The organism is Mucilaginibacter rubeus, from assembly GCF_003286415.2.
Taxonomy (GTDB): Bacteria; Bacteroidota; Bacteroidia; order Sphingobacteriales; family Sphingobacteriaceae; genus Mucilaginibacter; species Mucilaginibacter rubeus_A.
The window spans coordinates 19,364-33,221 of sequence record NZ_CP043450.1; the positions used below are offsets into that span (position 1 = coordinate 19,364).

Consider the following 13,858-nt stretch of genomic DNA (forward strand, 5'->3'; position numbering starts at 1 on the left):
TACTGTTAGCTTTGTACTTTTAAAATTATTTAATGAAGATTTATTTCAGGCTTTTGTCGTTTGCCCGCCCACTTGGCAAATTCGCATTTCCTTACGCCGTTTGTACTATATTCACAGTAATATTCAGCACGCTAAACCTTGCCTTACTGGCACCATTACTTACAACATTATTTGATGATAACAAGACAGCAATAGCTTCCATCGTAAAGCCAGAAAGCTGGTTGGATCTCAAAGGAAACTTTGACTATTATGCAATGCTTGCCAACAATACTTACGGGCAAACCGGTGCATTAAAGTTTGTATGCCTTATCATTGTTGTTTCGGTGTTATTAAGTAATATTTTCAGGTATTTATCGCAAAGGATCATGGAAAACTTACGCATCCATACCTTGCTAAACCTGCGTAAAACCGTATTTAATAATGTAATGGACCTGCATACTGGCTATTTTAACAATGAGCGCAAGGGCGATATCATTGCCAAAATATCTGCCGATGTACAGGTGGTGCAATTTTCGGTTACCGGAACTTTGCAGGTGCTGTTTAAAGAACCTCTCCAACTTATAGCTTACCTGGTAACGTTGTTTTGGATCTCATTCAAACTCACGCTGTTTTCTATGTTAGTTATCCCGGTTTCGGCCTTTGTTATATCAAGGATTGTAAAGAAATTGAAAGAACAGGCTATAGCTTCGCAAAAATCATACAGCAATATGATCAGCTATCTTGACGAGGCGCTATCCGGTATAAAAATTATCAAAGCGTTTAACGCAACTGCTTTTATCAAAAATCGCTTTAATGATGAAAATATAAGATATTCAAACATTACCAAAAGTATGGCCAGGCGTCAGCAACTGGCTTCGCCTGTATCCGAATTTATGGGCGTTTTGATGGTGGCCTGTATAGTTTTATACGGTGGTTCGCTGATTATCAGTCACCAAAGTTCACTTACCGCAGCCGGATTTGTGGCGTACATTGCGCTATTTTCACAAGTGATGCGCCCTGCTAAGGCTATTTCCGATTCATTTAGTAACATTCACTCGGGCATTGCCGCAGGTGAACGCGTGTTAAGCTTAATTGATGAGAAACCACAAATTGTAGATCAACCTAACGCCATCGAGCTTTCAGCTTTTGAAGATAAGATCAAATTTGAAAATGTATCATTTGCTTATACCATTAAGCCCGATGTAAAAGAGGATGATCAAAATGACAAGCCGCTGGCTTCGATAGAAAAATACGTGTTACATGATTTAAATCTTGAAATACCTAAGGGAAAAACGGTAGCACTGGTTGGCCCGTCGGGCGGAGGTAAATCAACCATGATGGACTTGCTACCACGTTTTATCGAACCGCAATCGGGTATTATTTCTATCGATGGTCATGACATCAAGAGTGTTACTGCCAATTCATTAAGGTCATTAATGGGGGTAGTTAACCAGGAGTCGATATTGTTTAACGATACCATTTTTAATAATATAGCCTTTGGTAAAACCGGTGTAACGCAACAGGAGGTTGAAGCCGCCGCGCGGATAGCCAACGCCCATAATTTTATTATGGAAACGCCAAACGGTTACCAAACTAACACCGGTGATCGTGGTACAAAACTATCCGGCGGACAACGTCAACGAATCTGTATAGCCCGTGCTGTACTCAACAATCCACCTATTATGCTACTGGATGAGGCGACTTCAGCGCTGGATACCGAATCAGAAAAACTGGTGCAAGAAGCTTTAAATAATCTGATGAAGAACCGCACTTCACTTATCATAGCTCACCGCTTAAGCACAATCCAAAACGCCGATACCATTATCGTACTTGAAAACGGCAGAGTTGTTGAACGCGGTTCGCACCTGGAACTGTTACAAAACAATGGCCTTTATAAAAAGCTGATAGATATGCAGGCTTTTAACAGCGCGGAGTAGATTGGTAGTTTGCAAGTGAGGTAAGCGCACTTTTTATGGCGGTCAATTTCTTTTATTACAGGTTCGTCCTTTAGCGCTCAAATAATATATTTGTTGAAACTGATCCCGCTATTTATATGAAGAAATTTTCCTTTCTATTTTCTGCCGTGTTACTGTGCGCACAAGTAAAAGCACAGGATTCATTAGCTATTCGTAAAATGTATGACGAGGCACTGGTTAATGGCCAGTGTTATGAAAACCTGCATTACCTGTGTAAAAATATTGGCCAGCGTATAAGTGGTTCGGACAATGCGCAGAAAGCTGTTGACTGGAGTAAAAAACTAATGGATAGCTACGGCTTTGACAAAGTTTACCTGCAGGAAGTAATGGTGCCACACTGGGTACGCGGAGCAAAAGAGGAGGCCGCAATTATTGACGGTAAAACCCGCATCCCGGTTCCAATTGTTGCCTTGGGGATGAGCATTGCTACACCAAAAGCAGGTATCACTGCCAATGTTATAGAAGTTAAAAGTATCAAGGAGCTTGAAGCCCTTGGCGAAAATGTGGTAAAGGGAAAAATTGTTTTCTTCAACCGTGCCTTTGATCCCCGTTTTATTGAAACAGGTATGGCCTACGGCACAGCCGGCGATCAGCGCTTTATGGGGCCTGCTGTTGCTGCCAAACTTGGTGCGGCCGGTGTAATAGTACGCTCCCTTACCGAGATTATTGACGATTATCCGCATACCGGCGCTACACTTGCTACCCCGGGCAGTAAAATAATTCCGGCGGCGGCTATTTCAACCAAGGCGGCGAATAAATTGAGCGCTATGCTTAAGCTGAGAAAATTCCCTGCGGCAAAATTTTACTTTAAACAAAACTGTGAGTTATTACCCGATGTAAAATCATACAATGTTATTGGCGAGATAACCGGTTCTGAAAACCCTAACAAGTTTATTACTGTCGGCGGTCACCTGGATTCATGGGATTTGGCCGAAGGAGCGCATGATGACGGTACCGGTGTAATGCAGTCTGTTGAAGTATTGAGGATTTTTAAAACCGTAGGATACAAACCTAAAAATTCGGTACGCGCTGTGCTTTTCATGAATGAAGAGAACGGCCATAAAGGCGGCTCCAAATACGCCGAACTGGCTGCCCAAAACAAGGAGCAGCATATAGCAGCTATTGAAACCGACGAAGGTGGTTTTACTCCCCGTGGTTTCAGCTTTGCCGATGTATCGAAAGATTTTATCAAAAAGGTGAACGATAATTTCAAATCAATTCTGGAACCTTACGATGTTGATAAGTTAACCATCGGCGGTGCCGGTACCGATATTGAGCCTATGAAGGAAACCTTGCCAGGCGTGGTGCTGATCGGATTCCGCCCGGATTCACAACGCTATTTTGACCTGCACCATACTGCCAAAGATGTTTTCGAAAACGTAAATAAACGCGAGCTCGAACTTGGTGCGGCTGGCATGGCAGCGTTAATTTACCTGATTGATCAGCACGGGTTGTAAACACCTGAACCATGATTAGCAGGATTAAAGGATGACCATGATGTTGTCTGAACTCGAATTAAACGAACTAAAGAATTTATTGAATCTGATTAGTTTTCTGTTCATTCCTTAATTCCCCCAAATTCAAGTTCAGACGGTCTTCATCTCAAGGTCATCCTTTAATCCTGCTAATCAAGGTTCAAAAAAATATCTACCTTTGCGGCACATCATAAAAAACTATACAAGTGACCGAAGAAGGCGATAGTAAACCCCAGAAAGTAGACTCCTTTGCAGCATTGCGTTATAAAGATTTCAGATCTTACATAGGCATGCGTTTTTGTTTCACCTTTGCATATTCTATGCAGGCCGTAGTCCTCGGCTTTTACATCTACAGCATTACTCATAGTAAAATAGCGCTTGGCTATATTGGCTTGTGCGAGGCTATTCCGGCTATTGGTATTGCCCTGTATGGCGGCTATATTGCCGATAAATCAGAAAAGCGAAAAATGCTTTTGCTGATCTTTAGCGGCGTATTGCTCACATCCCTGGTGATGTTTACCGTTACGCTAAAAAGCATGAGCAATATTATTCATGCAGCCTGGATAGTGCCCATCATGTATAGCATGATATTTTGCAATGGTGTGGCCCGCGCTTTTTATGGCCCGGCTACATTTACCATTTATGCTAACAGTATCCCTAAAGAATTATACCCTAATGGTAGTACCTGGAGCAGCAGCAGCTGGCAGGTGGCATCTATTTTGGGCCCGGCCGCGGGTGGTTTGATATATGGTTATGCCGATAAGATAGTACCTGGTTTAACGGGGATTACGGCTGTTTTTGGCTGTATTTTGTTTTTGCTGCTGGTATCGTTGGTATTGGTTTTCATGCTCAGAAAGTATCCTGCACAATATGTTCCTAAAGAAAGTATCTGGAAAAGCCTTTCGGAGGGGATTCACTTTGTATTTAGTAATAAGATGATGATAGGCGCTATGAGTCTTGATTTATTTTCAGTGTTTTTTGGCGGCGCGGTTGCTTTGTTACCAGTTTTTGCCAACGAGATATTAAAGGTAGGTGCAGAGGGGTTGGGTGTCATGAGGGCCATGTCATCATTGGGTGCCGTACTTACCATGCTGGTTATGACACGTTTTTCGCCGATGGGTAAGCCGTGGCGTAACCTGCTTATTGCCGTAACCGGTTTCGGCCTGTCAATTTTATGTTTCGGCCTGTCAACTAATTTTTACTTGTCGCTGGTATTCATTTTTACCGAAGGTGCTTTTGATAGTATCAGCGTGATCATCCGAGGTACACTGATGCAGCTTTTAACTCCTGACCATATGCGTGGCAGGGTATCGGCAGTAAACCAAATGTTCATCGGGTCATCAAATGAAATTGGTGCTTTTGAATCGGGTACGGCGGCTCAATTACTGGGCACTGTTCCGTCGGTAATTTTTGGTGGCAGTATGACCATGCTTATCGTTGGCATTACTTACCTTAAAACTAAAAAACTGATCCCATTATCCCTGCAGCAGATCCATGCGCCAGGCGAAGAGGGGATAAAAGCATAAGCTAAATATTTAACAGGTTGTCATTTCGATAGAGCTGAGGGTGATTGCGCGTTGGGGCGAAAGAGAAATCTTATACGCCCAGCCTGAGTTATGCTCGGCGTATAAGATTTCTCACTCGTTCCTCGTCTCGAAATGACATCGTTTTACGTTAATTTACCCCTCGACCCCTCCTCACAAATTTTTTATACAGGTAACATTAATTTTAATTTATCTGCTTGTTTTGCTGCATTATAAATTCACATCTTTACGCTGCCGGAAAACGGCATCAACAAACCAATAAACAATCAAACAAACAACTCACCCTTACAAACAATGAAAAAGGTAATATTAGTAACAGGAGCATCTTCTGGTATTGGCTTAGCTTGTGCTAATGCGCTTCAGGCGGCTGGCCATACGGTTTACGGCTCATCGCGTAATCTCGACCGTATGAAATCCGTATCATTTAAACCTGTTCAACTTGATGTTACCGACGATGCTTCGGTAAAGGCAGCTATTGATACCATTATTAAGGCAGAAGGTAAAATTGATGTATTGGTGAACAATGCCGGTAACGGCGTAACCGGTCCGGCTTATGCAATGCCGGTTGAAAGCGCCAAGCAACAGTTTGAGGTTAATTTTTTCGGCGTGATCCGTGTTAGCTCGGCTGTATTGCCGGGTATGATTGAAAAAGGCCAAGGCCTTATCGTAAACATCAGCTCATTGGCCGGTTTATTTGGTTTGCCATACCAAGGCATGTATAGCGCTTCAAAGTATGCTATTGAAGGTTATTCACAAAGCTTAAGAATGGAGCTGCGTAATACCGGTGTTAAAGTAACCCTGCTTAACCCAGGCGACTTTAAATCGGACTTTAGCCAAAACCGCGCAAAAGTTAAATTCCCAATCAAAAACGATAAACTGGAAACCGAATACAATGCTGCCGTTGCCGCCATGGAAAAAGACGAAAGCATTGCCCCAAGTCCGGAGTCGTTAGCCAAAAAGCTGGTTTCGATAGTAGCATCATCAAGCCCTAAACACCGTTACCTGGTTGGGCAGGTTGGTCAAACCATTGTGCCTACGCTTAAAGCGATATTACCTGGTGGTTTGTTCGAGAAATTGATGAATGATCATTACGGGATAAAGTAAGATCTACTTAATTGATATAAGAAATGCCGCCCGGTTTGGGTGGCATTTCTTATTTGGATAAAGTTTTGCTTTCTATAGTTTCGAAGCCGAATAAGCCTCTGCGTAGAGTTAGATCAACAGTGTTAAAACCATCTGTTGATGTTCCGCAAGGGAAAATAATTTGCTTGTCAAACTTTTCATATTTGACAATAACGTAAGGCTCCCCGCATCCTGAACTACCTTTTGCTAACGTGCCTTTGTCGGTTATCTTTAAAGAAATTGAAGTGCGGTTTGGAGTGCCCCAATAAAAATTTGGAGCCATAAATAAATAGATCACAATGCCACCCCATGTGAATATGTTAAAAAGAAACTGAAACACAAGAAGATTACTTTTTAAGTACCGTGGCAATCTTTTGAAAAATAAAGGTGTTATAATGACTCCTGAAAACATCCATAATAAAAAAGGGATTGCGAACGAAATAAAGGTTAATCTGTAAATGCAGATTTCTAAGTAAGTGAGGGTAATTCCTGTAAAAAAGGCTATCGTAAAAAAGGTATTTTCGGCAGTTATATCAAGAACCTTTAAGAATGATTTGATCTTGTTCATGGTTTAGGTTATCTGCTTATCAAGTGCTTTTGATCATTGTGCGGGTAAGCCGACGTTAATATCTTCCTGATAAACGACATCAAAGCCCCAAAGCCCCTCTTGAATTGGAAAGGTAACGGTTTTGTATTTATCAACCGGTGTGCCCCAGTCGTAAAATATTTCTTTGTTTAGCCCTTTGTATGCAACCACAACACTGGGGGATTTTTGAACTTCCCTACTTCGGCTGAGATCACTTTGAAAGTTTGCGGAGTGGTTTTATTATTGGCAAAATAGTAATTGGTTGCCATAAAAATATATAATGGCAACCCGGCCGAAGCGTATCCATAAAACAGGGACACTAAAATAGTGCTAAACGATTTTTTGTATTTCCAATAAAAACGAATAAAGATTACAAAACTGATTATAGCAAATGCTGTCCATATTTCCATGGAAACAAGTAGCGGTATAAACGTAAGTTCAAACAAGCCGATTTCGGCAACTAATGAAAACGTGCCGACAAGTAGGGCAACGAGAGCGAGCGCCCCGGCTCTTCGTGAGGGTATTGGTGGAATCGGAGGCCCGTAGTAGTTTCTGATCATTACGTTATAAAAAAAATCTCCCCCATTCGGAGGAGATTTAGAGGCTTTTACGCCGTCAGCTTTTTATACTTGATCCTTTTCGGAGCAACATCACCTAAGCGTTTTTTACGGTTTTCTTCGTAATCAGAATAGTTGCCCTCGAAGAAGTAAACCTGTGAGTTGCCTTCAAAGGCCAGGATGTGCGTACAGATACGGTCAAGGAACCAGCGGTCGTGACTGATTACTACAGCACAGCCGCCAAAGTTTTCCAGGGCCTCTTCCAATGCGCGTAAAGTATTTACGTCGATGTCGTTGGTAGGCTCATCCAGCAGCAGCACGTTTGATCCTTTTTTAAGGGTGATGGATAAGTGAACGCGGTTACGCTCACCGCCTGATAGTACACCCACTTTTTTCTGCTGATCGGCACCGTTAAAGTTAAACTTAGATACATATGCCCTTGAATTTAAGGGACGGTTACCCACCATAATGGTTTCCAGGCCGCCGGTTACGTTTTCCCAAACAGATTTGTTGGGATCAAGGTCGTCGTGCATCTGGTCAACATAGCCTAAAGCAACAGTTTCACCTACGCGGAAAGTACCTGCATCTGGCTGGTCCTGCCCGGTGATTAAACGGAACAGCGTGGTTTTACCGGCACCGTTAGGGCCGATGATGCCAACAATACCGGCCGGAGGCAATGAAAAGCTCAGGTTATCGAACAATAGTTTATCGCCGTATGATTTGCTTACGTTATTGGCTTCAATTACCACGTTACCCAAGCGCGGCCCCGGCGGAATAAACAGCTCCAGTTTTTCTTCGCGTTCTTTGGTTTCTTCGGAAGCCAGTTTTTCGTAATTGCCTAAACGGGCTTTTGATTTGGCATGACGGCCTTTCGGGCCCATGCGTACCCATTCCAGCTCGCGTTCAAGGGTTTTCTGGCGTTTGCTCTCGCTCTTTTCTTCCTGCGCCAAACGTTTGGCTTTCTGATCCAGCCATGAGGAATAATTTCCTTTCCATGGGATACCTTCTCCACGGTCAAGCTCCAGGATCCAGCCTGCAACATTGTCAAGGAAATACCTATCGTGGGTTACCGCGATAACTGTTCCTTTATATTGTTGTAAATGTTGCTCCAGCCAGTCAATAGATTCAGCATCTAAGTGGTTGGTAGGCTCATCAAGCAATAAAACATCCGGTTCTTTTAATAACAAACGGCACAAAGCCACACGACGGCGCTCGCCACCTGATAATACCGAAATTTTGGTATCCGGCTCAGGGCAACGAAGGGCATCCATTGCGCGCTCCAGTTTGCTGTCCAGTTCCCAGGCATTTACAGCATCAATTTTATCCTGTAATTCGCCCTGGCGGTTCATGAGTTTTTCCATGGCGTCGGCATCCTCGTAATACTCCGGAAGACCGAATTTTTCGTTGATCTCTTCGTACTCTTTCAGTAAGGCGGTCGTTTCGGCAACGCCTTCTTCAACTATCTCACGCACAGTTTTTTCGGGATCGAGCTCTGGTTCCTGGCTCAGGTAGCCAACGGTGTAGCCCGGAGAAAAAACAACCTCGCCTATATTGGTTTTATCAATGCCTGCAATAATTTTAAGCAGTGACGATTTACCGGAACCGTTTAAGCCGATAACGCCAATTTTTGCGCCGTAAAAAAACGACAGGTATATGTTTTTTAATACTGTTTTTTGCGGGGGATAAACTTTGCTAACCCCGGCCATTGAAAAAATTATCTTTTCGTCTGCCATTATAATTGATCAATAAATAGAAATTCAAATATGGATAAAATAGATGAAACGGCAGTCGCAGATTAATGTTTAGGAGTAGTAATTTTAGGCTGATTTTTGAGTTATAATGTTAATTTAAATTTAATTGAACCTTAAACGAAGTTACACAACCCTCGCCGGGCATTCACCGTATATAGTATATATGACGATAATTACAAGGCTAATGCCTAATTGTCATGTTTATGACGAAATGCCGTAATTGGTGGAAATGTTATTAAATATTTGAAATTTGTTTAAACTTTTTTAGGATATTTATATCAAACAGGTAAGTTTCGTTCGTATATTGTAAAAAAAACACTTAGCAGTGGGCTTTTGAGGTAAAAACTGTTGATTGGCACTAATCTTTGATACATTGCGTATCATAACAATGTCTGTTTCTGCAAAGCTTTAAATGTTGGCAATATTGTTGATGAAAGTAAAACAGGCGTCGTAATTTATAAAGACATAATTTATACATTAGGGCGTTCAATAATTAGAAAGGTATATATGGAAGCTAAATTTTCGCCGAGGGTAAAAGATGTTATTCAATATAGCAGGGAAGAGGCATTACGTCTTGGGCATGACTATATAGGTACTGAACATCTTTTGCTGGGGCTTATCCGCGATGGGGATGGTGTAGCAATTAAATTGCTGAAAGGATTGAACGTTGATACCGCAAAACTTCGCCGCGCCGTTGAGGATGCAGTAAAGGGAACTATTGGAACAAACGTACATATCGGCAGCATCCCGTTAACAAAACAGGCCGAGAAAGTATTGAAGATAACTTATCTGGAAGCCAAAATATTTAAAAGCGATGTGATTGGTACAGAGCACCTGTTGCTGTCTATTCTTCGCGATGAAGACAACATTGCCTCTCAAATACTGGTACAGTTCAACGTGAACTACGAAGTATTTAAAGGCGAAGTTGAATCACATAAAAACGATGTTACTGACGAAATGCCGGGATCACCTACAGGTGGCGACGATGACTTTAAAGAAGAAGAGTCATTTAGTCAGCCTAAAAAAGTATCTGACATTAAATCAAAAACACCGGTACTTGACAACTTTGGCCGCGATTTAACCCGCGCCGCCGAAGATGGTAAGCTTGACCCGATTGTTGGTCGTGAAAAAGAGATCGAAAGGGTATCACAAATTCTATCGCGCCGTAAAAAGAACAATCCTATATTAATAGGTGAGCCGGGTGTAGGTAAATCGGCCATTGCCGAAGGTCTTGCATTGCGCATTGTTCAGCGCAAAGTATCACGTGTATTGTTCAATAAGCGTGTAGTTACACTTGATTTAGCCTCATTGGTTGCAGGTACCAAATACCGTGGCCAGTTTGAAGAGCGTATGAAGGCGGTAATGAACGAACTGGAAAAATCACCTGATGTAATTTTATTTATTGACGAGATCCATACTATAGTAGGTGCTGGTGGTGCTTCAGGTTCGCTTGATGCGTCAAATATGTTTAAACCAGCTTTGGCGAGGGGAGAGATACAATGCATTGGCGCAACCACTTTAGATGAATACCGCCAGTACATTGAAAAAGATGGCGCTTTGGACCGTCGTTTCCAAAAAGTAATGGTTGAGCCGGCTACCCCGACTGAAACCATTGAGATACTGAACCGCATTAAGGATAAATATGAAGAACACCACGGTGTTACTTATACTCCTGAAGCAATCAACGCTTGCGTTAACTTAACAACCCGGTACATCACCGACAGGTTTTTGCCAGATAAAGCTATTGACGCGCTTGATGAAGCAGGTTCACGTGTTCACTTAACCAATATCCACGTGCCTCAAAACATCCTGGATATTGAGCAAAAGATTGAGCAGATCAAGATTGAGAAAAACAAAGTTGTTCGCAGCCAGAAATATGAAGAAGCTGCGCAACTGCGCGATACCGAAAAAAACCTTTTGGTTGAGCTTGACCAGGCAAAAGCTGTTTGGGAAGCCGAAACAAAATCTAAACGTTACACTGTAACCGAAGATAATGTTGCCGAAGTGGTTTCAATGATGACAGGTATTCCGGTACAACGTGTTGGTCAGGCCGACAGCCAAAAACTGTTGCACATGAGCGATACTGTTGCCAGCAAGATCATTGGTCAGGATGAAGCTATCAAAAAATTGACCCGTGCTATACAACGTACACGCGCAGGTTTGAAAGATCCTAAAAAACCAATTGGTTCATTCATATTCTTAGGCCCTACAGGTGTTGGTAAAACTGAGCTTGCCAAAGAGCTTGCCCGCTTTATGTTTGACACTGAAGACGCTCTGATCCAGATTGACATGAGCGAGTACATGGAGAAATTCGCGGTATCTCGTTTAGTAGGTGCGCCTCCGGGCTACGTAGGTTATGAAGAAGGTGGTCAGTTAACTGAGAAAGTTCGTCGTAAACCATATGCGGTAGTTTTATTGGATGAAATCGAAAAAGCTCACCCTGATGTATTCAATATCCTGTTACAGGTATTGGATGAAGGTCAGCTTACCGATTCATTGGGCCGTAAGGTTGATTTCAGGAATACTATCATTATCATGACATCAAACATTGGTGCCCGCCAGTTGAAAGACTTTGGCCAGGGTGTAGGTTTCAGCACCAACGCTAAAACTTTACAGGCCGAAAGCCACTCACGCGGTGTTATCGAGAATGCTTTGAAACGTGCTTTTGCACCTGAGTTCCTGAACCGTATTGATGATGTTATCGTATTTAACTCTTTAGGTAAAGAAGAGATCTTCAAGATCATCGATATCGAGCTTGCTTACCTGTTTAGCCGTGTAAATGGCTTAGGTTTCAAAATTGAGCTTACCGAAGCAGCCAAAGATTTCATTGCCGATAAAGGTTACGATTCGCAATTTGGTGCAAGGCCGCTTAAACGCGCCATCCAGAAATACCTGGAAGATCCAATTGCCGAAGAGATCCTTAAAGGTGAATTAGCCGAAGGTGATGTAATGGTAGTTGATTTTGATACCGAAACCAAGGAAATCAAAATCTCCGACAGGAAAGGCGAAAGCAAAAAGCCAGAACAGGAAGAACAAAAGTAATTTTGTAATCCTATAAATAATATCAAAGCCTCGTTTCGAAAGAAACGGGGCTTTTTTTTAACCAATATGTCATTGCGAGCGAAGCGTGGCAACCGCACGGAAACATATCCGCCCTGTATAGCATGCGATTGCCACGCTTCGCTCGCAATGACATGTTTTTTTATTTCTTCTCCACCACTGGCTCATAATCAACCGGCAGCATTTCGGCAACGCGGCGGATGCCCCAATCACCTTCGTACACAATTGAATGGGGATTGGCTACTATACCGTTGTTGTCGAAAAAAGCATGTGGTTCATCGAAGGAAATAATGGTTGTAGCGTTGTTAGGCATATTGAACGCCTGGACAGTCCCGGCAGATGGATCCTGCCCTTTTTTAGTATACATTACATACAGGCAATCGGTAAATCCTATGGCAAATAAGCCCTCCTGATCTGTCGTATAGAAAAAATCGGGCCTGTCTAAAGGCTTGTTGACAAGACTTTGCTGGTATTTATTATTTGGTCCGCCATGATAATTGGGATTAGGTTTACGGATCAGGCGCATGACAACAAAATTTTCTTTGCTGAGGCTATCCTTAATTGCTGCCCGGTAGAAATGCATGCTTGAACCCAGATAGGCTATTTGCCGTTGTTTGTGCCATCTGCGTTTCTGTTTTTCGCTGCCTTTAAGATCTTCAAAGTTGGAGATTCCCTCGTAATATAGCATGGCTTTGCCCGGATTATAATTAAAGTTAGTTAGTTTATACCTGATCCGGTAACCTAAGGCTTTATTCTCGATCTCCAGAAAATCATGTGAAGATGCTTTTAATACATAGGTAACATCGTCGTAATCAAAATCGAGTACATCAGAGTTTAGAATCTTGCATTGGGCTGTATTATCGGATGTTCCCAAAAATTGCTGCCTGAATATGTTGTAATATTTCTCGCGGTTAGGATCGGGCCTGATTTTAACCTCATTAAGCTGAAAAGTTTTAGGAATAATGCTGATCGTACCCAGATCAATATTGGAGCTGCCCGCCTGCAGGCTGTAAGTATAGGTTTCGTAGCCTACTATGGATATGATGAAATCATACTTACCGGGTTTTACATTGCTTAGCGTGAATGTACCATCCTCGGTTGTTTTATTACCTACCTGGGCATTATTTAAAAATACGCTGGCATTGGGTACCGGTTTGGTATCTGTCATGTTGATCACTTTCCCGGTAATTTTTACCTGAGCTAAACAGCATGCAGGTATCAATAACAATAAAATCAGGAGGGACTTACGCATAGTTAAAGTTAAACTAAAATTTTAGTTATTTAATATGGCTACGAAAAATGACAGGAAATAATATCTGAAATAAAATAATTAAAAAAACGTTTAAACCTTTGAACAAATTTTTGTTCATACAGTTATAATAACTAACGCAATACTTTATGAAAAAAATCTTGACTTTAATTTGCTGCACTATTGTACTTGCAGCTACATCGTGTAAAAAGGAGTATGTAACTACGAGCCCAAGCGCTACAACTATTTTTGATACCACTCCAAATTTTGTGCTCGATAATAGTATTAATGGTTATACCACTACTTTAGCCGTGCCTGAAATTACTGATTATTATAATAATCATGGTGCTGTATTAGTATACATAGAAGATAATGGTACTTATGAGCAATTACCTGACGTATACGGCGGGATAAGCTATCGGTTTGTATATACTAAGGGAACGCTCTATATAGACGCCCAAAATGCAGATGGAAGTGTGCCTACAGGACCTGGTATTCCTGGCCCTCTGAAACTTAAAATAGTTTTGGTGCCGTAAGTTACCTTAACTCAATAAAAAAG

General features: G+C 42.0%; 10 protein-coding genes. 6 read left to right on the forward strand and 4 right to left on the reverse strand.

Annotated features, from left to right (window positions below):
- The first annotated feature begins 32 nt into the window (after nucleotides 1–32).
- From DEO27_RS00100 to DEO27_RS00115, 4 genes are all read left to right on the forward strand, one after another.
- Complete coding sequence (locus tag DEO27_RS00100; protein ID WP_112573320.1) at nucleotides 33–1,916, forward strand: ABC transporter ATP-binding protein; 1,884 nt, start codon at nucleotides 33–35, stop codon at nucleotides 1,914–1,916.
- Between the two features lie 116 nt (nucleotides 1,917–2,032).
- Nucleotides 2,033–3,412: a M20/M25/M40 family metallo-hydrolase gene (locus tag DEO27_RS00105; RefSeq protein WP_112573322.1), complete on the forward strand. Its 1,380-nt coding sequence runs from the start codon at nucleotides 2,033–2,035 to the stop codon at nucleotides 3,410–3,412.
- A 224-nt stretch (nucleotides 3,413–3,636) separates the two neighbouring features.
- Complete coding sequence (locus tag DEO27_RS00110; protein ID WP_223818107.1) at nucleotides 3,637–4,956, forward strand: MFS transporter; 1,320 nt, start codon at nucleotides 3,637–3,639, stop codon at nucleotides 4,954–4,956.
- 312 nt (nucleotides 4,957–5,268) lie between these two features.
- Nucleotides 5,269–6,078 carry an SDR family oxidoreductase gene (locus DEO27_RS00115; protein WP_112573324.1) on the forward strand — a complete coding sequence of 270 codons (810 nt, stop codon included), beginning with the start codon at nucleotides 5,269–5,271 and terminating at the stop codon, nucleotides 6,076–6,078.
- A 49-nt stretch (nucleotides 6,079–6,127) separates the two neighbouring features.
- Here DEO27_RS00115 and DEO27_RS00120 read toward each other — a convergent pair whose 3' ends face one another.
- The 3 genes from DEO27_RS00120 to ettA form a co-directional block, all read right to left on the reverse strand.
- The gene (locus tag DEO27_RS00120) at nucleotides 6,128–6,664 is read right to left on the reverse strand and encodes a hypothetical protein (protein ID WP_112573326.1); all 537 of its coding nucleotides are present in this window, start codon (nucleotides 6,662–6,664) and stop codon (nucleotides 6,128–6,130) included.
- A gap of 167 nt (nucleotides 6,665–6,831) precedes the next feature.
- The gene (locus DEO27_RS00125) at nucleotides 6,832–7,242 is read right to left on the reverse strand and encodes a hypothetical protein (protein WP_146750065.1); all 411 of its coding nucleotides are present in this window, start codon (nucleotides 7,240–7,242) and stop codon (nucleotides 6,832–6,834) included.
- Nucleotides 7,243–7,289: 47 nt separating this feature from the next.
- Nucleotides 7,290–8,972: an energy-dependent translational throttle protein EttA gene (ettA, locus tag DEO27_RS00130; protein WP_112573330.1), complete on the reverse strand. Its 1,683-nt coding sequence runs from the start codon at nucleotides 8,970–8,972 to the stop codon at nucleotides 7,290–7,292.
- A 525-nt stretch (nucleotides 8,973–9,497) separates the two neighbouring features.
- Here ettA and DEO27_RS00135 point away from each other — a divergent pair.
- Nucleotides 9,498–12,032: an ATP-dependent Clp protease ATP-binding subunit gene (locus DEO27_RS00135; RefSeq protein WP_112573332.1), complete on the forward strand. Its 2,535-nt coding sequence runs from the start codon at nucleotides 9,498–9,500 to the stop codon at nucleotides 12,030–12,032.
- A gap of 160 nt (nucleotides 12,033–12,192) precedes the next feature.
- On the opposite strand, the gene DEO27_RS00140 is transcribed toward DEO27_RS00135, so the two are convergent.
- The gene (locus tag DEO27_RS00140; RefSeq protein WP_112573342.1) at nucleotides 12,193–13,302 is read right to left on the reverse strand and encodes a carboxypeptidase-like regulatory domain-containing protein; all 1,110 of its coding nucleotides are present in this window, start codon (nucleotides 13,300–13,302) and stop codon (nucleotides 12,193–12,195) included.
- A gap of 146 nt (nucleotides 13,303–13,448) precedes the next feature.
- Between DEO27_RS00140 and DEO27_RS00145 the strand changes: the two genes are divergently transcribed.
- The gene (locus tag DEO27_RS00145) at nucleotides 13,449–13,835 is read left to right on the forward strand and encodes a hypothetical protein (RefSeq protein ID WP_112573344.1); all 387 of its coding nucleotides are present in this window, start codon (nucleotides 13,449–13,451) and stop codon (nucleotides 13,833–13,835) included.
- Nucleotides 13,836–13,858: the final 23 nt, after the last annotated feature.